Origin of the sequence: Bdellovibrio svalbardensis (assembly GCF_029531655.1) — a bacterium.
Classification (GTDB): domain Bacteria; phylum Bdellovibrionota; class Bdellovibrionia; order Bdellovibrionales; family Bdellovibrionaceae; genus Bdellovibrio; species Bdellovibrio svalbardensis.
The window spans coordinates 30,571-51,119 of sequence record NZ_JANRMI010000007.1; the positions used below are offsets into that span (position 1 = coordinate 30,571).

At 46.2% G+C, this 20,549-nt stretch carries 21 protein-coding genes; 14 read left to right on the forward strand and 7 right to left on the reverse strand.

All coding sequences use genetic code 11. From position 1 onward, the window contains the following. Positions 1 to 77 precede the first annotated feature (77 nt). From NWE73_RS17675 to NWE73_RS17690, 4 genes are all read left to right on the forward strand, one after another. Positions 78 to 2,423, forward strand: coding sequence for an NADP-dependent malic enzyme (locus NWE73_RS17675; RefSeq protein WP_277579694.1), 2,346 nt, complete (start codon positions 78 to 80; stop codon positions 2,421 to 2,423). A 201-nt stretch (positions 2,424 to 2,624) separates the two neighbouring features. Then, a complete protein-coding gene (gene hflX, locus NWE73_RS17680; protein WP_277579695.1) occupies positions 2,625 to 3,896 on the forward strand; it encodes a GTPase HflX in 1,272 nt (423 codons plus the stop codon). Positions 3,897 to 4,037: 141 nt separating this feature from the next. Further along, positions 4,038 to 5,192 (forward strand): hypothetical protein, encoded by a 1,155-nt coding sequence (locus NWE73_RS17685; RefSeq protein ID WP_277579696.1) that lies wholly within the window; start codon positions 4,038 to 4,040, stop codon positions 5,190 to 5,192. Further along, the gene (locus NWE73_RS17690) at positions 5,177 to 5,650 is read left to right on the forward strand and encodes a hypothetical protein (RefSeq protein ID WP_277579697.1); all 474 of its coding nucleotides are present in this window, start codon (positions 5,177 to 5,179) and stop codon (positions 5,648 to 5,650) included. The genes NWE73_RS17685 and NWE73_RS17690 overlap by 16 nt, the downstream gene beginning before the upstream one ends. Here the strand turns inward: NWE73_RS17690 and NWE73_RS17695 are convergent. The 3 genes from NWE73_RS17695 to NWE73_RS17705 all read right to left on the reverse strand — a co-directional run bounded on the left by NWE73_RS17695 (position 5,637) and on the right by NWE73_RS17705 (position 7,917). After that, on the reverse strand, positions 5,637 to 6,662 hold the full coding sequence (locus NWE73_RS17695) for a hypothetical protein (protein ID WP_277579698.1): 1,026 nt from the start codon (positions 6,660 to 6,662) through the stop codon (positions 5,637 to 5,639). The two genes, NWE73_RS17690 and NWE73_RS17695, sit on opposite strands and share 14 nt — an antisense overlap. A gap of 230 nt (positions 6,663 to 6,892) precedes the next feature. Beyond that, on the reverse strand, positions 6,893 to 7,390 hold the full coding sequence (locus NWE73_RS17700) for an acyl-CoA thioesterase (protein ID WP_277579699.1): 498 nt from the start codon (positions 7,388 to 7,390) through the stop codon (positions 6,893 to 6,895). Between the two features lie 134 nt (positions 7,391 to 7,524). Then, the gene (locus NWE73_RS17705) at positions 7,525 to 7,917 is read right to left on the reverse strand and encodes a helix-turn-helix domain-containing protein (protein ID WP_277579700.1); all 393 of its coding nucleotides are present in this window, start codon (positions 7,915 to 7,917) and stop codon (positions 7,525 to 7,527) included. Between the two features lie 203 nt (positions 7,918 to 8,120). On the opposite strand from NWE73_RS17705, the gene NWE73_RS17710 reads away from it, so the two are divergent. The 3 genes from NWE73_RS17710 to NWE73_RS17720 are packed head-to-tail and all read left to right on the forward strand — an operon-like array spanning position 8,121 to position 10,453. Then, positions 8,121 to 8,540, forward strand: a complete 420-nt coding sequence (locus tag NWE73_RS17710; RefSeq protein WP_277579701.1) for a response regulator — start codon at positions 8,121 to 8,123, stop codon at positions 8,538 to 8,540. Positions 8,541 to 8,573: 33 nt separating this feature from the next. Then, positions 8,574 to 9,074 carry a chemotaxis protein CheX gene (locus NWE73_RS17715; RefSeq protein WP_277579702.1) on the forward strand — a complete coding sequence of 167 codons (501 nt, stop codon included), beginning with the start codon at positions 8,574 to 8,576 and terminating at the stop codon, positions 9,072 to 9,074. Then, complete coding sequence (locus NWE73_RS17720) at positions 9,074 to 10,453, forward strand: HD-GYP domain-containing protein (protein WP_277579703.1); 1,380 nt, start codon at positions 9,074 to 9,076, stop codon at positions 10,451 to 10,453. The genes NWE73_RS17715 and NWE73_RS17720 overlap by 1 nt, the downstream gene beginning before the upstream one ends. Here NWE73_RS17720 and NWE73_RS17725 read toward each other — a convergent pair whose 3' ends face one another. Both NWE73_RS17725 and NWE73_RS17730 read right to left on the reverse strand, forming a co-directional pair. Next, entirely contained in the window at positions 10,454 to 11,062 is a 609-nt protein-coding gene (locus NWE73_RS17725) for an RDD family protein (RefSeq protein ID WP_277579704.1), read from the reverse strand. Further along, on the reverse strand, positions 11,063 to 12,268 hold the full coding sequence (locus tag NWE73_RS17730; RefSeq protein ID WP_277579705.1) for a CCA tRNA nucleotidyltransferase: 1,206 nt from the start codon (positions 12,266 to 12,268) through the stop codon (positions 11,063 to 11,065). It lies immediately after the preceding gene. 63 nt (positions 12,269 to 12,331) lie between these two features. Between NWE73_RS17730 and queG the strand changes: the two genes are divergently transcribed. Continuing rightward, positions 12,332 to 13,396 carry a tRNA epoxyqueuosine(34) reductase QueG gene (queG, locus tag NWE73_RS17735; protein ID WP_277579706.1) on the forward strand — a complete coding sequence of 355 codons (1,065 nt, stop codon included), beginning with the start codon at positions 12,332 to 12,334 and terminating at the stop codon, positions 13,394 to 13,396. On the opposite strand, the gene NWE73_RS17740 is transcribed toward queG, so the two are convergent. After that, positions 13,393 to 13,908, reverse strand: a complete 516-nt coding sequence (locus NWE73_RS17740) for a hypothetical protein (RefSeq protein WP_277579707.1) — start codon at positions 13,906 to 13,908, stop codon at positions 13,393 to 13,395. The two genes, queG and NWE73_RS17740, sit on opposite strands and share 4 nt — an antisense overlap. Positions 13,909 to 13,943: 35 nt before the next feature. Between NWE73_RS17740 and NWE73_RS17745 the strand changes: the two genes are divergently transcribed. The 3 genes from NWE73_RS17745 (at position 13,944) to NWE73_RS17755 (ending at position 17,306) form a co-directional block, all read left to right on the forward strand. Beyond that, a complete protein-coding gene (locus NWE73_RS17745) occupies positions 13,944 to 14,870 on the forward strand; it encodes an HD-GYP domain-containing protein (protein WP_277579708.1) in 927 nt (308 codons plus the stop codon). A gap of 138 nt (positions 14,871 to 15,008) precedes the next feature. After that, a complete protein-coding gene (locus NWE73_RS17750; protein WP_277579709.1) occupies positions 15,009 to 15,887 on the forward strand; it encodes a TIGR02285 family protein in 879 nt (292 codons plus the stop codon). A 66-nt stretch (positions 15,888 to 15,953) separates the two neighbouring features. Next, positions 15,954 to 17,306, forward strand: coding sequence for a chloride channel protein (locus NWE73_RS17755; protein ID WP_277579710.1), 1,353 nt, complete (start codon positions 15,954 to 15,956; stop codon positions 17,304 to 17,306). Here the strand turns inward: NWE73_RS17755 and NWE73_RS17760 are convergent. Then, positions 17,269 to 18,120, reverse strand: coding sequence for a hypothetical protein (locus tag NWE73_RS17760; RefSeq protein WP_277579711.1), 852 nt, complete (start codon positions 18,118 to 18,120; stop codon positions 17,269 to 17,271). The two genes, NWE73_RS17755 and NWE73_RS17760, sit on opposite strands and share 38 nt — an antisense overlap. 102 nt (positions 18,121 to 18,222) lie before the next feature. On the opposite strand from NWE73_RS17760, the gene NWE73_RS17765 reads away from it, so the two are divergent. The 3 genes from NWE73_RS17765 to NWE73_RS17775 are packed head-to-tail and all read left to right on the forward strand — an operon-like array spanning position 18,223 to position 20,547. Then, complete coding sequence (locus NWE73_RS17765) at positions 18,223 to 18,942, forward strand: creatininase family protein (protein WP_277579712.1); 720 nt, start codon at positions 18,223 to 18,225, stop codon at positions 18,940 to 18,942. Positions 18,943 to 18,986: 44 nt separating this feature from the next. Further along, a complete protein-coding gene (locus NWE73_RS17770) occupies positions 18,987 to 19,580 on the forward strand; it encodes a hypothetical protein (RefSeq protein ID WP_277579713.1) in 594 nt (197 codons plus the stop codon). Positions 19,581 to 19,584: 4 nt separating this feature from the next. Beyond that, positions 19,585 to 20,547, forward strand: a complete 963-nt coding sequence (locus NWE73_RS17775) for a formimidoylglutamase (RefSeq protein ID WP_277579714.1) — start codon at positions 19,585 to 19,587, stop codon at positions 20,545 to 20,547. Positions 20,548 to 20,549: the final 2 nt, after the last annotated feature.

Consider the following 20,549-nt stretch of genomic DNA (forward strand, 5'->3'; position numbering starts at 1 on the left):
ACCCTTCTAAGCCCCCAAAAGGCTTGATGAAAATTCTCAGCAGGGCTTCGTTAAAGTAATGAGGTAAAGGAGAATCCTTGGACAAGAACACGGACATCAAGAACGACATCAAAACTGGCGCTACCAACAACTTCGACCAAGAGGCTCTTGAATACCATTCACGCGGCAAACCAGGAAAAATTGAAGTCATTTCTTCCAAGCCCTGCGTTTCTGAAAAAGATCTTTCTCTTGCTTACTCTCCGGGTGTTGCAGCTCCATGCAAAGTGATCGCTAAAGACGCCTCAAAAGTTTACGACTATACGGCAAAAGGAAACTTGGTCGGCGTTATCTCCAACGGAACTGCGGTTCTGGGCTTGGGCAACATCGGGCCTCACGCTTCCAAGCCGGTGATGGAAGGCAAAGGGATTCTTTTCAAACAATTCTCTGGCATTGACGTTTTCGACATCGAAGTCGCTGCGAATGACGTCGACACTTTCTGTAACGCGGTGAAAGTTTTGGAACCTACCTTTGGTGGTATCAATCTGGAAGATATCAAAGCTCCAGAGTGTTTTGAAATTGAAGAGCGTTTGAAAAAAGAAATGAAAATTCCGGTGTTCCATGATGATCAGCATGGAACAGCCATTGTTTCTGGCGCAGCTCTTTTGAATGCAGCGGCTGTTACCAATCGCAAAATGGATCAGATCCGCATCGTCGTTAACGGCGCCGGAGCTTCTGCAAATTCTTGCGCGAAGATTTTCATTTCACTGGGTGTTCGTCGCGAAAATATCATCATGTGCGATTCTCAAGGCGTGATCTACAAAGGTCGTACTGCGGGAATGAATAAGTACAAAGAGTACTTCGCCTCTGAAACTGAAGCGCGCACTCTCATCGAAGCACTTCGCGGTGCTGACGTTTTTGTGGGTCTTTCTGTAGCCGGCGCCCTCACTCCGGAAATGCTAAAAGATATGGCGAAAGATCCTATTATTTTTGCCATGGCAAATCCTGAACCAGAAATCACTCCAGACAAAGCCCGCGCAGCTCGTCCGGATGCGATTATTGCCACCGGCCGTTCTGACTATCCGAACCAAGTAAACAATGTGCTTGGATTCCCTTCGATCTTCCGCGGCGCCCTGGATACTCGCGCCACACAGATCAACGAAGAAATGAAACTCGCGGCTGTTCAAGCCTTGGCAAAATTGGCTCGTGAAGACGTTCCCGACAGAGTCTCTGCAACTTATGGCGGCAAGAGCTTTAAGTTTGGTCGCGAATATTTGATTCCAAAACCATTCGATACCCGCGTTTTGATGTGGGTGGCTCCGGCTGTTGCAAAAGCAGCAATGGATTCTGGTGTTGCAGGTCGTCCAATTGAAGACTGGGATCACTACCGCGAATCTTTGGAAGCACTTCAAGGCCCTTCAAAAGTATTCATCCGTTCAGCGATCAACCGCGTTCACCAAAACTCACAAGCCAATGGCGGTCAACTTCCACGCATCGTGTTCCCTGAGGGAACCAGCTCAAAAGTATTGAAAGCTTTGGCGACTTTGGTGGAAGAAAAGATCTGCCAGCCTATTTTGCTGGGTTACCCAGATCGCGTAAAAGAAAAAATTGCGGCACTTGATATTCCTTCATTGAAAGATGTGCCGATCATCCACCCTGCTCAGTATCCAAAATATTTCAGCTATGTGGAAAAACTCTACACTCTTCGTCAACGCAAAGGCATCAATATGCGTGAGGCGGAACGCCTTATGGCGGATCCTAATTACTTTGCAGCGATGATGGTCACCATGGGGGATGCCGACGGCGTGGTCAACGGAGCTTCCATCAATTATGCAGACGCCGTGAAACCTATTTTGCAAACTGTGGGCGTCTATGAAGGCGGCGTACCTGCGGGCTTGAACATTATTCTTCTTGAAGACAAGTTCTTGATCCTTGCGGACACCACGGTGAATTTCAACCCTACAGCAGAACAGTGCGCACAAATTGCTTTGCAAGCGGCTAACATCGTTGAGTACTTCGGCATTGAACCTAAAGTAGCCATGCTCAGTTACTCCAACTTTAGCGGTAGCGAAGGCACGCCATCCAAAATGAAGAAAGCGGCTGAGTTGCTGAAAAAACTACGCCCTGGAATCATGGCCGATGGTGATATGCAGGCGGACACAGCAGTGAACCCAGAAATCATGGAAAGACTCTTCCCGTTCTCTGACCTTAAAGGCGGAGCCAACGTACTGATCTTCCCTAATTTGGAATCTGCCAATATCGCCTACAAGCTGATCCAACAAGTTGGAAAAGTGGAAGTGATTGGACCATTCCTTTCCGGAGTTAGAAGATCATCAAATGTTCTGCAAAGAACAACAACTGTGGATGGCATCGTGAACTCGGTTGTCTTCACAGCCCTGGAAGCACAGTACATCACTGAGGTTTTGAAATCTCGCGCTAAAAAATAGCCCGACTTCGAATTTAATTTAGTCAAAGGACTGCCCTCCGGCGGTCCTTTTTTTTATGCAAATTTGAGAAAATAATTAACCGTTTTTTCACCATTCGACCTGCTCTCTTCGAGGGCCAAAACAGGCCAATTCAAATGAAAATTTAACTTTGACGAACGCCGCAGCGGTGCTACCATTAAGACTAATGGAGGGTTGCTAGATTTGACTAATCAAACTCAAGCTAAGGTCCAAGCCCACGATAGAGCCATTGTCATTGGTGTCGGATTGAAGTCCGAACCTCTCACCGAAATCAAAGAAAACTTGTTGGAATTAGAAGAACTTGTCGTCGCCGCTGGCGGAGAAGTTGTTGGTTCTATTATTCAAGTTCTTCCTTCCTGGAATCCTGCCACCCTCATCGGATCCGGCAAGGTCGAAGAAGTTGCCGAGATGGTTCGCGATAGCAAAGCCAATTTAATCGTGATGGACCACCAACTTTCCGGAGTTCAGCAGCGTAACTTAGAACAGATTGTTAAGGCTCGAGTGATTGACCGCAATCAATTGATCTTGGATATCTTCGCGCAAAGAGCTCAAACATTTGAAGGAAAACTTCAAGTGGAGTTGGCCCAGCTTTTGGATCAAATGCCCCGCATGGTTGGCGCCTGGCTGGAATCACTTTCCCGCCAAGGTGGTGGTATCGGCACCCGCGGCCCTGGTGAGACGGCTCTTGAGAACGATCGTCGCCGCATCCGTGAGCGCGTGGCCATCATTAAAGAAAAACTTGAAGGTGTTCGTAAAAATCGCGCGCAACACAGACAATCCCGTCGTCGCCATGAAATCCCTTCCTTTGCTTTGATTGGTTATACCAACTCAGGGAAAAGCTCCCTGCTGAATAAACTCACTGGCGCCCAGGTGATGGCGAAGAATCAAGTCTTCGCCACCCTTGATCCAACGACCCGCAAAATCTTTTTGAATGACGGACCTCCGGCGGTTGTCACCGACACGGTTGGATTCATTCGCAAGCTACCAACTCAATTGATCGAGGCCTTTAAAGCAACACTTGAAGAATCTGCAGAAGCAGATGTCCTTTTGCATGTGGTGGATTTGTCTTCTCCAAATATGGAAAGACAGGTTGAAGTCGTTGAAGAACTTATTAAAGAGTTCAATTGGGCCGACAAAAAGATCATCCATGTCTTCAATAAAAGTGATATCGCACCTTTAGAACGACAATTTAGAGTGAAGCAATACCCACGCGTTTTCGTCAGCGCTCTGACCGGACAAGGTATTGAACAACTCAAACGTTTGATGGCTCAGATGGTTTCTGAAATGCAGCAGGATGTGCAGCTCTATTTCCCACGCGCTGAAGAATATAAAATCTTCGACCTGGGACGCGAGGCACAGATTCTACGCAAAGAATCCGCAACTGAAGGCACCGTTTGTTACACGCAAATGACTCCGTCGCTTTTAAATCGCTGGAAAGAATATTTGGTTAAATAGTGTCGCCGTCACGTAGATTTCAATCCAGAACGCAGGGATAACGTTCTGGATTGAGATTTAACCTGTGACTCAACCAGACCTTCACCTAGATTGCTCCCAGATATTTTAAGCGCCACAAAACAAAGTCCGATAGATCCACTGATGCGGACTTACGTACTAATTCTTTTATCATTGGTCTTATTGAAGGCAAACCACTCGTTTGCAGCCAATACCTGCGCCAACGATCCACAAGGCACTCGCGGCCTGGGTAAGAATCAAAGCATCAACAACGCCCTTAAGACAGCTAACGACCCGCTTACCAAAGCATTCTTGGCCTCTATAGGAAAGACTGATTGCCCTCCGCCGAGCACTCCCATTAAGACTGCAAATGACATTAACAAGGTCGTTCGATCTGCACTTCCGAGTGGCAGAATTAAAGCCGAGTGCATTCAGGCCTCCATGCAACGTGAAGTGGGAAATTTAGGCTACTCTTGCAAAAAGGGACAACCCACTGCCTTTGAAAACTTCAAAGAATCTGTTCCATGCATTGATCAGAAGACCTTCAATTTTGTTCAATACTCAGTCAATCAGGCTTTGAAGTGCATGTCACCCGCCGAGGATCCCATCGATCCCCGTGTGATTCTGCGAAAGATTAATAACGAAACTGGTTTTAACTTTTACATTGGCTATTCAGGCGGCGTAGGCATCGGTCAACTTACTTCCGATCCGGTCAATGAAATTGCCGGATGGTGGAGTACAAGTAAAGTGCGCGACCCCAAGAGCAAACGCGTGATCAAACAAAACAAGTATACCCCTGGCAATGCTCATTCAATTCTTGAAACTTTAGCAGCCAATCCCAACCCCGCTTGCGCCCCTTTTAAGAAAATTATTGAAAAGGAATTAACAACTCCTCCTCCTTCACCGGGCTCCAAGAAGAACTATTGTTCATGGTTAAGTGTTGGCGAAGGATTGGGACGAAGCCTGGTTTACGGGTTAGGATATTATGTCTATGCTCGCGATCATTTTATCAAAGAAGCTTTGGCGGATCGCGCCCCGGCACTGCTCAAATACAATGATGTGGTAAATACACTGACTTTGGTGGCCTATGGACCAGGTGGCCCTGCTCAGGCCAAATCCCTGATTCGCACTTTGCGCCTCAACAATCGCTCGAAACCCTTTGAGGTTATCAAACAAGTCACACAAAAAAGCGACTATGTCAGTCAGACCAATGATAAGATGAAGGAACTCATGACCAACATGAACAAGACTTCACCCACACCAGAAGACCTGCGAGGTGACACATGCGTCGCTCCGTAATGATTTTTACTTCACTCATTCTTCTTTCGAACTCAGTAGCCTTAGCTGTAAAACTTAAAGTGGTTTCTGATCTTTACAAGGAATCAGAGTCCCTTCGTTCAATCGCCCAGAAAGAGTCCCCTTTAAAATTCGAAAAAATTAAAGACTTAGAGAAGTCCTTTAAGAGTGCTTTAGATCAATATGAAAAAGAGAACCCCAAAGCTGGCGACAAAGCTGAGCAAGAAGTCTCTCTTTTATTTTATACTTTAGAACCTGTCTTCAAGCTTGCGAACAGCAAAGAGATTAAGACATCCGACTGTTTAAAGGTTCGCCAGGAAGTAAAAACCGGTGACAGTATGGGACGCCCCGAGGGAAGTCTCGCAAGCAAACAAGCCGACGAAGCTTACAAATGGCTGGATATCCTATGTCCCGAAGACGTTGGCAAAGACACTGTTGAAAAGGACCCTACCGCAAATTGAACTGCCTGGAGATTCCAATTCTCCCCATGTCCCTGTCATTGTTCTTCTTAAACGAGGCGATCCTGTTAAAGTTCGCATAGATTTTCCAATTCTTCCCTATGGAACGCTCCACTTGAATTGTGATCAAACCATCCAACTCGGGCTCACCGGAATCCCTGCGATTCACGGCAACGTACGGCCCAACACCGGCACTGGCACTCCACTTGTCATTGAGGGGTTGCACAAACCAACCTTGAACCGCCACTCCATTTCTATCTACCCGACTTTTATCATCACCTTCCACAATGGCGGAAATTGAAGTCGCCCACTGAGGCTCAAAGTATTTTTTAACTTCAATGGCCGTCCCGACAGCAGCAGCCGTCCCGCCGTGGTTCGTTTTTGAATCTCCGACCATCACGCCATACCAGGTTGAATCAGCATAAGAATCTGCTCTTCCGCGAGAATAAACAGGATCAAAATCTTTACCTATTCCAACCAAAAAAGCGTTGGATGAAGCAGCTCCAGGCATAGTTACATGATTCACCGCAAATCGCATGTGCAACCCTGGCGAAAGGCGATCCATATTCGCTAGAATTGCCATTGTCACCATCGCTCCCAATCGAGGATCATCATACTCGACACTATCAATTATCGTCGTATTCATACTAAAATAGGGACCCACTCCGGCTTCGGCACTCACAATTGAATTGATATCTTTTCTGGCCACTGCTTGAAAACCAAATCCGTCTCTGTGATTGTTTTCGGGATGACCTTCATTGAAATGAAAGGCATCAAACCGAAGTTCAGCGCCATCCTGAGAGCGCTCCCACTCCTTACCAAACCGTACTTCAAAGGTTTTCCACTGCATGGAATTTTCGCCAGTAATGGAAGGACCATAAGCTGAGCCATTTCCAAAGGTCGCAGATGAATAAGCGCCCCCTTCACGACCCCATTCAGATTGAGCTTGCGCCAAAGGGGTATGCGAAAAAGTTAAAAGACAAACAATACACAATGTAAGATCGTGCGACGACATGAGTCCTCCAGAATTAATATCACAATCTGGATGCCAACTTCATGCCTAAATAACAAACAATTTACAGATAGATCCCCATAAAATGCCGCCTACACACTCAACAGCACGCCGAAGAATGGCGCACTTTTACGGCGCAGTAATCTTTAAATTTCAAATATGCAATTCAAGATCGCACCGAGCGAGGGAATCGCTTGGCCTACGAACTCAAGAAAGGTTTTTCACTCTGGAATTTAAGTTTTAGAATCGTTCGATCTGGGCCTGTTACGCAGGCGATTTGCACGACGTTCTTTAGCTTCAGAGAAGCGACGTTTATCATCTTCTGTTTCCAAAATTAACTCAGGAACGTCTGCTGGTTTTCCGTTGGAGCCTAAAGCCACAAAAGTTGTATAGGCTGAAGCCGTATGGAACATCTCTCCGGTCTTTGGGTTTTCAGCGTCAACACGAACTCCAACTTCCATCGAGGTTCTGGAAGTGAAATTTACGCTCGCATGAAGATTCACCACCCAGCCCTTATAAACCGGAGCGACGAAATCAAGACGATCAATACTGGCTGTTACAACTTCTTTGTTCGAATGTCTTTGTGCTGCGATTGCTGCCGCGATATCAATCCACGACATAATCGTGCCACCAAAAACAGAGCCCAGAGCATTGGTATGAGATGGCAAAACGAGTTGAGTCATAATGACTTGAGAGGAAGCAACGGACTTGGCATTCTTCGGAGCGGCCATGGGGACCTACTTTCAGCTAGCTTACTTACACTCCGACTTTGTCGGAGTAAAAAAAAAACAAAAGGCACAGCTTATTCAGCCGTGCCTTTATTTAACTCTTTAAGAGAGTATCTAGTCAACGCTAGGAGCGCAGATTAGATGCCACCCATACCGATGTCTGAATTACCATTACGGTTCATTCCGCCACCTGGAAGAGTTGTAGCGCCCGCAACAGTCGCAGATCCCGCAGGGATTGTTTGAGTTGCGTTGTTATTGAATGCAGTCGTAGTTGCTGCACTTTGATTGTTGTTTTCAGCGCGAATTTCGCTTTCAACAAAACCAAGGTGAGGCAAGCACCATACGATCAACTGTGCACGCGACTTCACATTCATTTTTTTATAAATATTAGTGAGGTGAAATTTAACTGTTTTTTCAGTTACAAAAAGCTGGTTCGCAACTTCCTTGTTGGACAAGCCTTTAGACACAAGTTCAGCAACTTCTGCCTCTCTATTTGAAAGACCTTTTTGAATGAGGACATCTCTGAGCATCCTTGCTCCCTCCCGCTAAATTGTTTTAGTTTTAAAATCCTAAACCTTACGCTACCCAGGACTCATGTCCAAAAGTAGCTCGACCACCTGTAATAAAGTCTGACATAAATTCCCAGTTTCGCAATAGCTTTGGACTCTAGTTTTAAAAAACTAGACCGATAAGCATGAGGATTTTACAAAAAGCCAAATATCCAGGAGATATTATGTTTCCAAATACAACAAAGTTTTTAGTGGTGGATGACTTCGCAACTATGCGAAAGATCATCAAAAAAGTCCTAACTGAGCTTGGTTATACCAATGTCGAGGAAGCGGATGACGGCAAAACAGCCCTTCCGATGATCCAGGCAGCTCATGACGCAGGTAAGCCTTATGAATTCATCATTTCTGACTGGAATATGCCAGGAATGCAGGGAATTGACCTTCTTAAGGCCTGCAAGGCAGACCCTCGCTTCAAATCAACACCTTTTATGTTGGTTACCGCAGAGTCTGAGCAAAAACATATTTTAGAAGCCGCGAAGGCTGGAGTTTCTGACTACGTTGTTAAGCCTTTCAACTCCCAAACTTTGAAGGGCAAGATGGAAAGAGTGTACGCGAAGCACTATCCATCAGCGAAAGCGTCTTAATTACGACCGGATTAATAACTTAGGAGAAACTCAATGTCTGCTGCACCCAAAGTGGAAGCACTCAACCCTCTATTCGATAAAAGGCTGATTAACGCCTTTGTTGACGGAGTTTTAAAAACCTTAAAAACAATCGCCTCGACCGATGCGAGCCCGGGAAAACCCTTCATCGAACCACAGTTCGTTTTGAAGGGTGAAATCGCCGGCATGGTCGGCATGGTCGCCCCTCCCCTCAAAGGCACTCTTTTGATCTCTTATGGCAAAGACAGCATCTTCCACATCCTGGAGAATATGCTGGGCGAAAAATACTCTGAGATCAACGGCGAGGTCTCTGATGCCGTGGGCGAAATGACAAATATGATTTATGGGTCTGCTAAAACAACCCTGAATCAACTTGGTTATAATTTCGAGATGGCGATTCCAACTGTTATCTCTGGTGACTTTAAAATTTCTCATGCTGATAAGGGCGCCACTCTGGTTATCCCCTTCAACTTGACCAACGGATCCACTTTTTATGTGGAGATCACGGTGCAATAATGTCCGAGAACTCGGGAAAGACTGTTGATGTGATCGTAGGAAGCTCTCGCAAAGGCTTCCTTGAAACCATCAAGTCTATCCTGAGTGGATTCTACCCGTACAAGTTACAGTTTTTTTCTTCCGTCGACGAATTGCTCGACCACAATCCCGAAGGCTTTAAACCAATTCTGGCTATCATTGACGGTCAGGACGGAACTCAGAAAACCAATGAATGGGTGCAGTCTGCCAAGATGAATAATCCAGACTGCCCTTTGATTGTTTTGCACTCCGCTGAAGCTTCTTTGGACTTTAATGTTGTTAAAAAAAATGGCGCCTCTGAAGTGATGCATATCAACTTCGACCGCGAATTCATCACCGATATGGTCCTGCAACTTGCGCCCATCGAGATGGATGGGGATCACATTCCCATCACCGCTTTGATGCCCGTGGATTTGCGCGATATCGAAGCCGGGGTGAACATCAACTTTGATGTTTATGTTCATCTTCCTGCGAACTGCAAATCCATCATCATGCGCCGGGCTGGTGATGTTATTGACCAACGCCATGTTGATAAATTCAAAGCGATGCGCCAACAGATGTATATCAAAAAAACTCAGACGAAAGAGTTCTTTGAATACGCCCGCACCATCATGAGCATGCGTAACATCCCTCTCCCGATTTCCATGACAGAGAAGTTTCATCGTTCGATGAAAACAATCTATGACTTCATGGGACAGTTTTTAAATGGCGCCGCTACGGACTATGCTGAAGGGAAAATCATTTACGATAAGTGTAAATCGATCGTTCTTGATCTGGAACTCAACAAAACTATGAGTCCCTCTGAAATCTATGACGAAGTCTGTCGCTATGCAGGCAACAATCGCACCTACTATCACGACTGTATTTGTGTCGCAGCTTATGCTGCCTATTTTGCACAGCTTCTGGACTGGAGCCCCGAAAAGCGCGAATCCGCTGCTATCGCAGGCCTTCTCCACAACATTGGCTTGGCGCAACTCCCCGCCACCATCGCCGTCAAACCCATGGCACAAATGAATGCGGAAGAGTTGAAAGAATATCAGCGCTATCCCGATCGTTCGATCGTTATGGTGAAGAGCAAAAAAGTTCCCATTTCTCAAGAAATCTCGGATGCCATCGGGCAACACCGTGAAACCATCCGCGGCAAAGGTTTCCCAAAGGGCCTTAAAAGCGAAGACATTACCGATTTTGGAAAGCTTTTAGGAATTGCCTATCAATTCCATGAAATGACTGCCCTCCAAGAAGGCAAAGGTGCCGTTACGCCAGTTCAGGCCCTCACAAACCTCAAGGAAAATGCATTGACCGGCGAGGCCGAAGTGGATTTGATTCTAAGCACACAAATCTTCAAAAGATTTAAAGCCTGATCAATCTTCACCATCTTCAGCGACATCGACCATTTCAGTGACATTCAACAATGAACGAAGCTCCACACGCTTGCTCGCCCAATCAATTTGGCCTAATACCGACGAGGAGTAGACAACCCCCTCATAAACATAAGATAGAACCAAAAAGACTCCTAAGATCCAGCGAATCTGCGGGCGTCTTGGCCGAGGCGTGAACTGAATGACTCTGGTTTCCGCCACCCAGTCAGCAACATGGGTGCGATCATATTTGAAAAAAGCGAAGGCATAGATCGCCCAGGCAAAAAAGAAGCTCAAGCGGCTCACCAAGGGCCGCAAGATGCACTGAGCACTCTGCAATTCAGCATAGGCATTATGCGCAGGAACGACCTTCAATCCCAACAACCACTTTCCCGGAGTTGCCTGAAGAATCATCAAGAAAACAAACTCATACAAAGCAGGAACCAGGAACATCACCAGAAGCTTCCCCAAAGAGACATACACATCTTCATCGGTGAAAAACAGCTGCACGAAAGTTTTTGCGAATGGAAAATAGAACAACAAAATGAATATTTGATCTATCCCAAAGGCAAAAAGTCTTTTCCAGGTACTGGGTACGTAGACATCTTCCATTTAAGAACCTTTTTCCAAATGTTTTTTCAACCACAACAGAGCTTCTTCGCGACTTCCCAATTGTCTTTCCAGTTGCAGCCAATACACCTCTTGCAAACATCGGCCAATCGCCTCGCCCTGCAAAAGGCCCTTTACATCATCACCACTCAAAAAGGCTTTCGGCAATGAATCTCCCCACGCAGCTTTTTGCTTTCGAACAGCTTCGATCTCTGGCACAAACTTCTTCTCTTGAAGCAGCACTTGAAGAGCCCAATCGACGCCGCTTTTCAACAATAGCTGAAGTTTGGATCCTGTGCGCTTTGTAAAAAACGCTTCTGGCTGCTGCCACAATTCCCAGGACTCTTCGATGGCCTTACGATCTTTGGCAGAAAGCCTCAACAACCCCAGACCTTTTGCAAGATCTGGCGGGGAAGCCTCTCGAAAAAACAAACTCAAATTTTGCCAAAGTTCTTGAGCCCCCATGGCAGACCAATCGGTTTTGCCTTGCCGCCACGGGAATAGCACTTTCATCAGACCACTCTGATTCATCACCTCAAGACCTAAAGAAACATTTTTTGATTTGAGGAGCTTGCCCATCTCATCACGAATGCGTTCCCCACTGACATTCTTCACTGCCGAAGCCATTTCCGTCATAGCCAATAAAGTCTGCTCTTCAACAGCAAAACTGAGCTGCGCGGCAAAGCGGGCGGCTCGCAAGAGTCTCAACTGATCCTCTTGGAAGCGAAATCGAGCCTGCCCCACGGTTTTGATGATTTTTTGCTCAAGATCTATCTGACCATCCACAAAATCCAGCACTTGCTCTGACTGAAGATCAAAAAACAAAGCATTGATAGTAAAATCACGTCTTTTTGCATCCTCTTCCGGAGAGGAAAAAACCACTGAGTCAGGCCGGCGGCCATCCTTATAGTCTCCGTCCGTACGGAAGGTCGCCACCTCAATATCGGCCCCGTCGACAATGACTCGCATAACACCGAAGCTTTTGCCGACATTCACGGTTTTTTCAAAAAGACTTTCAATTTGATCCGGGGTCGCATCTGTGGCGATATCCAAATCATGAGCCACCAAACCCAGAAGAGCATCACGCACACAGCCGCCTGCCAAAAAGGCACAGTAGCCATTAGCAACCAATCTATGATAGATTGCTTGCACAGCACCCCAATGTGGGTGGGCGTGGATAAGTTGTCGAACTGACTGCGCTGAACTCATAGCAAATAGTTTAGATAAAGACTGGACTGAAAGAAAGAATTTGTTCTTGTGACGCCTCAGGAGATGACCGCACTTATCACTAAACTTATCAAAGATGAATTGCCCGAATTGGGATTCTCTCATTTCGGCTTCTCGGCGTTGTCAAAACCCCTGAGCTTTGAGTTCTATCAGGGGTGGCTGAACGAAGGCCTGCATGGGGATATGAAATATCTCGAAGATCACGCCCCGATCAAAGAAACTCCGCAAGCGAAGTGGCCCCGGGCTCAATCCGCCTTGGTCTTTGCTATTCCCTATTTTCCACACCCCGAAGGCAAAGCCGACTTTCCACTAAAGGCTGCTCGAGTCAGCCTTTACGCTCAGGGAATGGACTATCACTTCTGGTTTCGCGAACGCATGCAGAAACTATGCACCAGCTTACAAGAGAAATTTCCTGACGAAGAGTTTTTATCTTTCACTGACAGCAGTCCAATTCTGGAGCGCGACCTGGCAAAGCGTGCCGGCTTGGGGTGGGTAGGAAAAAACACCTGCCTGATTCACCCCAAGAAAGGCAGCTTGTTTTTCATCGGCGAAATCTATACCTCGCTAAAAATGACGACGGAGTTCGAGCCAGTCCCTGACTTCTGCGGCACCTGCACTCGCTGCATTGACATCTGCCCCACAGGAGCCCTGCTCGAACCTCGCAAAATGGATGCACGCAAATGCATCTCTTATCTGACCATTGAATCTCGCACTCTTCCTCCTGAGGAATTGCGCGAAAAAATTGGCGACTGGTTTTTTGGATGTGATCTTTGCCAGACCGTCTGCCCTTGGAACCAGAAAGTTTTCAAGGGACAACTTTCCATCGAAACAAATCTAACGCTGAATGAAGAACAAACGCAGAGTCTAACGGAAGATCTACGTTATATTCTGTCCGCATCAGGTAAAAAACTTGAAAAAGATTTTTGGGGAACGCCTTTGGCGCGGGCGGGATCTTTTGGTCTTAAAAAGAATGCGCTCATAGTGGCGGGGAATAAAAAGCTTTTGCCCCTCAAAGAAGAAGTTCAAAAGCTCACTCACCATGAAAAACTTGGACCTCTGGCCCTCTGGACTCTGAAAAAGCTGGCTTCTGTAGAACCTGAGAAATCTTAAAGACCCAGCTTCTTGAGAAGATCATCGATCTCTGACTGCTTCATCTTCTTCTCTGCTTGGCCCGTATTCACACTCATACTGTATTCCTCAGAGAACTGCTGCGAAACCCATCGCAAACGTTCGATAAAGGCTTCTGGGATCGTATTGCGCAAGACATCTGCCGCATCATAGATATGCTCCAATAAAACTTCCAAAGTCTCTGTCGCATCCAACAAAAGTGCTAGGCATATATTAAAGAACTGTTCATTGTCTTTGATTTGTGAGGCTTTATAACCTACGGCTTTGCACAGGGCTGCGTAATCAGAAATTAATGGTAATGCGTGGTTGTCATCACCCATCAACGCCAGATTCTTCGCACCACCCATGATGCGATCCACGTTATTGCCATAATTCGCCAACTCTTGAACGCGAGAAAAATCACCTTCAATACTTTCGAGAAGGTCTATCAACTCTGCAATTAAGGTCTTTGACTCGGCTACAAAATCTTCTACAATTTCTTTATCAATCGACATCCGCTTAACGATAGCAACCGAAGGAATTCTAGGCAATGGATTATGTCTCTATTCGCGTAAGTACATTACGCGGCGATCAGAAGATCGACTTTAACGCCTATATAAAGATCAATGAAAAAATGATTCTCTACCTTCGTCGTGGCGATAGTTTCGAAGGCGATCGCTTACAACGCCTCAAAGAAAAGAAACTGAAAAAAATGTACATCCTGACGGATGAGGAAATCACCTATCGCAACTATCTGCAAAAGAACATTGAAGTTGCCTACGATAACACCTCAAACAAAGACATTCAGACTCGCGCTGAAATCATCCAAGGTGCGCAACAAAATAACACCGAAGAAGTCTTTGAGAACCCTGAGAATGTTGAGTCCTACAATTACGCGAAAGATGCGGCTGGAAAATACGTTAGCTTTATCATGAGCAACGCCCAGGCTCTTACGTCTGTCATGAAACTCGAAAACACCGATAAGAATATTGCCCATCACGGTGTGACGGTTTCCACCTTGGCAATTGCACTCGCTCAGAAGCTTGGAATCAGTGATCCTAAAAAAACGCAGCTCCTCACTCTGGGCGCACTCCTTCACGACTATGGACACCATCATTCGAGTTTGAATTTAAGCCAGCCACTTGACAAAATGAACCCGCAAGATTTGGCAAATTGGAAGAAGCATCCTCAAACCGGCGCTGAAAAAGTTCAGGATAAAAAGCATTTCGACCAGGCTGTTATCAATATCATCGCTCAGCATGAAGAGACCTCCAACGGCACCGGCCCATTGGGATTGCGTGAAAAAGACACCGACCCATTGGCAGTTATTGTGTCCTCTGCCAACGCCATGGACCGCCTCATCACTTTTGAAGGTGTTCCTCAAGCTGAGGCTGCAAAGAAACTGATGATTGAGCATGTCGGCAAACATCCTCTTCAACATATTCAATTTTTGAACGAGATCATGAAGGGGCTGTAACAGCACCTTCAGTATTTACGGGGTTGTAACAGCACCTTCATTATTCACGGGGCTGTGACAGCCCCATTTTTTTTAGTCAAAACACATGATGTGCTGGAATTCAGACCCCGCTAAAATAAACTCAACTGCGGAGTCCTCATGCTGTTTTGGCTGCTTCTACTCATCACATCTTCACATCCTGCCAACGCAAAAGAGCGCATTATCTGGTATAAACCCAGTTGGCCTCCATATTTTGAAGCCACCGGACCCAGAACAGGCCAGGGCTTTATTGATCAGCTTTTAAACTACTTACAAGACGAAATACAAAGCGAACACCCCGAAGTGCAGTTTGAGTCGACTTATTATGCTTTAGGCACTTTGGAACAAATGCGCCTTCAAAAACCAAACACCTGCAATGTTTCCCATTTGCGCACTCCCGACCGCGAAAAAATCGCCTATTTCACAGCCCTCTATATTCAACCTCCCCCTCAGTTGGTTTTTCGGGAAGCTGACTGGAAAACAAAGCTGTTTGAGGCGAAAGTCATCTCCCTTTCCCGACTGCTTGATGAAAAAAATCTGCATGGTGGATTCTCCACCGCACGCTCCTATGGAACAGCTTTGGATGCGATTATCGCAAGTCGCAAAAAAAATTCCACAGTCGAAATTATTCCCGGCTCTCCGGAGTCCTCCAGCCTGCTCAACATGCTGTCCGCGCAAAAGTTTGACTTCACCCTCGAATATGAAGAGGTCGTCAACTATCTCGAAAGCAACAAAATGGTCTTAGGCCGCTTTGCTTTGGCGGAGGCGGAAGAACAGCGCTCGGCCGTGGTTGTACACATCGCCTGCAGTAAAACTGAATGGGGTCGCAAAACAATTCTGCTGTTAGATTCGACACTGCAACGATTGGCAAACACTGTAAAATTCAAACGGCTTATGGAAAATTGGCACTCACCCGCCCTTCGCAATACTTTCCGAAAAGATTTCGATGAGTTTTACAAAACTCGCGCAGGCGCATGGACCAATGCCACGACACCTTAAAATTCACCCCAAGAGAGACTTAGAAAGTGCTTTGCAATTCAACAATCAGGGAGTATTTCTAGAAGGATGACAACACCTTCATGGCGATCCAAACTTCAGCACTATCTCAATAAATTTGAATATGAAAAATCTCTTCGCCTGGTTCCATTTCTCGTGGCAAGTCTTGCGGCAGCTGGCACTGCCATTATTTATTCGAAAGTTTTCTTCCAGGCGGAAGAAGGGGCGCTTTGGCTTATCAATAACACTCACTGGAGCCTCTCTTTAACGGCCACCTTACTTACGATATTCTTAAGCTGGTTTATCCCTTACAGAATTGCCCGCCAAGCCGGAGGCAGCGGCATCCCGCAAATGCTCATCGCCAACGAACTTGATCCCGCAAAAGACAAATCATTGATCCGCTCCCTCATTGGAATCCGCGTTATTGCCACAAAAATTCTCGCCTCCTTAATTTGCGTTCTGGGGGGAGGAGCCGTAGGACAAGAAGGTCCGACTTTACAAATTGCCTCTGGGATATTCTATCGCATTGGTGAAAAATCCACGCACTGGATTCAACAAATTTCATCAAGAACTTTTATACTCGCGGGGGGAGCTTCAGGTCTTGCGGCTGCATTCAACACTCCACTCGGAGGCATTGCTTACGCACTCGAAGAACTTAGCAAAGATACTTTCAATAATTTCAAAACTTACGTTCTGTGGTCCGTTATTACAACAGGCATTTTGGTTCAAACCTTCATGGGGGGATACCTTTATCTTGGTTTTCCCACTCTTGAATCAGTCAGTATCACGACCTATATTAACGTTATCGGAATCTCATTATTGGCCGGAGCTATTGGTTCATACTTTGGCTCTATTCTTTATGGCATTGCAGAATTTCGCAAAAAATTCACAGGCGCAAAACAACTCATTGCTCTCAATCTTGCTTGCGGATTTCTCTTTTGGCTTGGAATCTACTTTCTCAGCCGAACTGGCGTTGGCGGCGGCAAGTTATTAATTCTTGACCTGCTCTTCAACGGACAGTGGGCAACCCCCTCTGATATCTTAGTGCGCATCGCGGGGCCATTGCTCATGTCTTTGGCTGGCGTGGCCGGCGGACTTTTCGCTCCATCGCTGGCAATTGGCGCCGCAATGGGCTCACTCTTTTCACAAATTTTCTGGCCCCACAATCACCATCTTCTGATTATGGCGGGAATGATCGCTTTCCTGACAGGGTTTATGCGAACACCGTTTACAGCTTTCATTTTGATATTTGAAATGACCGATCGTCACTCTGCCCTCTTTCCTATGATGATCAGTGCAGCAGTTGCAGCGGGAATCTCAAGATCTTTTCAAAAGCATTCTTTTTACGATCGCATCAAAGACGACTTCCTCGACGCTCGAAAGATTAACTCCCCAGAATCAGGATCTCCGCCGCCAACATAGACTGCAGGGTCTTTTGCCACTCATCCTTAGACAGTTGTGCATTTGCATCTTCGCTTAAGAGCGCCATATCTATGATTTGTGTTTCGCTGTACTTGCGATCCTCCTGAAGTAGATCCAGAATGAACGCTTCCGCCGCTTGTAAAGGTCTTTCCACGACGCGATTTTCTTTCGCACTAAAGATGAAAGAATACATTCCCTGCTCTTTATCAAGGACCCTGTTGGGTTCCAACAGAGGAACGATTTGCAGGGTGGGATTAACAGTAAGAATCCCCGGCTCTGATTTCACATTCAAATCAAAAGGCTGCATCTCAAGCCACGCATGCACCCACTCCCAAAAAGCCAAATCAACAATTTGCTTTTGTTGAGGGAAACGCTGACGAAGAAAGCCCACAAAGTAGCGCCAATGATCCTGCAATAGCCAACTGCTCCACTCCATCTCCTGCAAGTAAGTATCGCGCACTTTGGCGGCAGAAAAACCGAAAGCCTTTTCAGTGAGTGGGAAAATTTTCGAGAATATTTTCTGCTGTTCGCTATGCAGATCGATTTTTTCAGAGGCTTGAATTTTTACAGGTCGAAGCCATTGCAAAGTCCGTAGCATTTCCTCGTCATAAATCGGTCGCACGGCATCTGGAATTTGCGACTCATGAGTTTGCAAAATCACGTGTTTGCTCTTCTGCAAAGATTCAATTTGCTGGCGGCGCTTCGCTCCCACTCCAACAACCTCAATGTCACGCAGAATAACAGTCTCTGCCAAAGGGGGCAAAACTCCATTCCACGGAAAAGCAATCTGACAGGTTTCGTTATTCGTAGACATTTGCGTCTATTTTAGGTCTGCTCTATATACAGGAGCAAGAGATTTAGATTGGCATCTGACATAAGAGCTGATTTTAAGTCCATTCCCTCTCAGGAGTTTAATATGTCGATGAATCTAGCAGAAAAAACTTGGCCTCAGATCGAAGAATATCTAAAAAGCAGTAAGCACATTATCGTCCCGGTCGGATCCACAGAACAACACGGGCCTACGGGTTTGATTGGTATTGATTTTCTATCTGCCTGGGAAATTGCGAAGGTGGTTGGAGAGAAAACCAACACCCTGGTCGCCCCGCCATTGTGTTTCGGTATGGCTGTGCATCATATGGCTTTCCCTGGCACGATCACCCTCAGTCCTCTTACATATGTTCAGGTCGTCACTGAAATCATCCAAAGCTTAGCTAAGAATGGCTTCAGGAAGTTCACCTTTATTAACGGCCACGGCGGCAATATCGCGCCTCTGACGACGGCCTTCTGCCAAGCTCAGCAAAATGACGAAAATTACGACATCAAGCTTTTCAACTGGTGGCATCTTCCGGAAGTAACAGCTTATGAAAGTAAAAACTTCGGCAACGAGAATGGCTTCCACGCGACTTGCGGAGAAATTTCAGTGACCATGTTCACACATCCCGACGCGTATAAAAATGTCCCCAAAATGGATTTTAAGCCCACTCCGGAACGCCCTCATTGGCCGATGTCGCCCAAAGAGTTTCGTTTGACATTCTCGGATGGAAGGATGGGATCAAATCCTGCTCTTTGCTCTGAAGAACATGGGAAAATGCTGTTTAATTTAGCAGTTGACTCAATTTGTCAAAAGTTAGAGTAGCTTTACTATTGACCGGGTTTCGGAGCCATGAAACAAGGTGACCCATGCGATTATTACTTTTCGTCCTCACCTTTGTTTCATCAACATTGGCCGTTGCAGTGCAACCGGTTTCAGGCACTATCGAAAGAAAAGGCCAAGACATCCTCTTGCAGTCTAACGATGCATGCTCTTACTATCGCATCGAAACAAAAAATAGCGACGCTCAAGCAGCTCTAGAAAAACTTTCTCCCGGTGATTCTCTCACAGCCTCAGGCCTCATTGATAAAGTAGCTTGTGTTGCCGTTGTTGAAAGCGTCGACTATGTGGGCTTGAAGAGAATGCTTGGCACCTGGCTCAGCAAAGAAGGCTTGATCGCCGTTCACGACTTCAACACATTATTCTTCTATCCGCAGACAAAAACAGACTTCAAACGCGTTTTTGAAAAGCCCGCTGATTTTACTATCGGCAAATCTATTCGCTACAAATACAGCGTCACGCCTTCTGAAGGAAAAGAATGGGTGATGTTCCTTTCTGATGCGAAAAGCACGACATTTGCGACTATCCAGTTCAGCAAAGAAGTGGCCATCATGAAGCTCTACGACTCTGATAGCGGTGCTGTGACTAAGACATTGATTCTTACTCGCAACAGGAGCCTCTAAAGTAATGAGCTGGCTACATCCCATCGACAAGCATCTTCTTTTCACCAAAAACGATAAAGAAGATCCTCGACTTGGTGAATGCGTACAGCTTCTTGCTCAAGGCGACCTAGATCCTTCCAACAAACAATTCGCTGACATTGATTTTGCTATTCTGGGATATCCAGATGATGAAGGCATCGCTCTCAATGGCGGTCGCGTGGGTGCCCAGGTGGCTCCCAAAGAGATCCGTACTTATCTTTATAAAATGACTCCGCATCTTGAGAGCACTCGTTTGCCGAAGATTCTGGATTTGGGTGACCTGGATAAAGAAAATCCCCTGGCCGAGCGCCATGAAAAAGGTCGCGAACTCATTCGTCACCTGGCCAAGAACAACAAGCATTGGGTTTCGTTTGGTGGCGGTCATGATTATGGCTACTGCGATAGCACGGGCTTTCTAGACGCCCATCCCCATGACGCCGTGGTGATTAATTTCGACGCCCATATGGATGTACGCCCGACAGACAAAGGCTTCAACTCTGGAACCCCTTTTCACCGCCTGCTCACTGAATTTTCCGATAAAGTCGATTTCGCTGAAGTTGGCATTCAAAATCAATGCAACAGTCGTTATCACATCGAATGGGCAAAGAAACATCGCGCTTCGGTATTCACTTTAGATCAAGTGAATGAGCAAGGTCTCCAATCATTGCTGCAAAACTATCTCAAGGGTAAAGAGAAAAAGAAGATCTTCCTGAGTGTCGATATTGATGCCTTCACTTCGAATGAAGCCCCCGGTTGCAGTCAATCCTGGACTACAGGCCTTTTCACCAAAGAGTTCCTCAACAGCCTGCATTGGTTGATTCAAAATTTCAACGTGCGTGGCCTTGGTATCTACGAAGTCTCTCCTCCTTTGGATCAAGACAAACGCACTTGCAAATTAGCAGCCTTACTCGCTCACAATTTTATCTTCGCCACTCTTAACAAGGCCTAATT

Coding starts and splice junctions, on each gene's coding strand:
- NWE73_RS17755 (WP_277579710.1), top strand. CDS start 15,954: ATGACAACACCTTCATGGCGATCCAAACTTCAGCACTATCTCAATAAA.
- NWE73_RS17775 (WP_277579714.1), top strand. CDS start 19,585: ATGAGCTGGCTACATCCCATCGACAAGCATCTTCTTTTCACCAAAAAC.
- queG (WP_277579706.1), top strand. CDS start 12,332: ATGACCGCACTTATCACTAAACTTATCAAAGATGAATTGCCCGAATTG.
- NWE73_RS17725 (WP_277579704.1), bottom strand. CDS start 11,062: ATGGAAGATGTCTACGTACCCAGTACCTGGAAAAGACTTTTTGCCTTT.
- NWE73_RS17690 (WP_277579697.1), top strand. CDS start 5,177: ATGCGTCGCTCCGTAATGATTTTTACTTCACTCATTCTTCTTTCGAAC.
- NWE73_RS17740 (WP_277579707.1), bottom strand. CDS start 13,908: ATGTCGATTGATAAAGAAATTGTAGAAGATTTTGTAGCCGAGTCAAAG.
- NWE73_RS17770 (WP_277579713.1), top strand. CDS start 18,987: ATGCGATTATTACTTTTCGTCCTCACCTTTGTTTCATCAACATTGGCC.
- NWE73_RS17750 (WP_277579709.1), top strand. CDS start 15,009: ATGCTGTTTTGGCTGCTTCTACTCATCACATCTTCACATCCTGCCAAC.
- NWE73_RS17745 (WP_277579708.1), top strand. CDS start 13,944: ATGGATTATGTCTCTATTCGCGTAAGTACATTACGCGGCGATCAGAAG.
- NWE73_RS17765 (WP_277579712.1), top strand. CDS start 18,223: ATGTCGATGAATCTAGCAGAAAAAACTTGGCCTCAGATCGAAGAATAT.
- NWE73_RS17705 (WP_277579700.1), bottom strand. CDS start 7,917: ATGCTCAGAGATGTCCTCATTCAAAAAGGTCTTTCAAATAGAGAGGCA.
- NWE73_RS17710 (WP_277579701.1), top strand. CDS start 8,121: ATGTTTCCAAATACAACAAAGTTTTTAGTGGTGGATGACTTCGCAACT.
- NWE73_RS17720 (WP_277579703.1), top strand. CDS start 9,074: ATGTCCGAGAACTCGGGAAAGACTGTTGATGTGATCGTAGGAAGCTCT.
- NWE73_RS17695 (WP_277579698.1), bottom strand. CDS start 6,662: ATGTCGTCGCACGATCTTACATTGTGTATTGTTTGTCTTTTAACTTTT.
- NWE73_RS17760 (WP_277579711.1), bottom strand. CDS start 18,120: ATGTCTACGAATAACGAAACCTGTCAGATTGCTTTTCCGTGGAATGGA.
- NWE73_RS17715 (WP_277579702.1), top strand. CDS start 8,574: ATGTCTGCTGCACCCAAAGTGGAAGCACTCAACCCTCTATTCGATAAA.
- NWE73_RS17730 (WP_277579705.1), bottom strand. CDS start 12,268: ATGAGTTCAGCGCAGTCAGTTCGACAACTTATCCACGCCCACCCACAT.
- NWE73_RS17700 (WP_277579699.1), bottom strand. CDS start 7,390: ATGGCCGCTCCGAAGAATGCCAAGTCCGTTGCTTCCTCTCAAGTCATT.
- NWE73_RS17685 (WP_277579696.1), top strand. CDS start 4,038: ATGCGGACTTACGTACTAATTCTTTTATCATTGGTCTTATTGAAGGCA.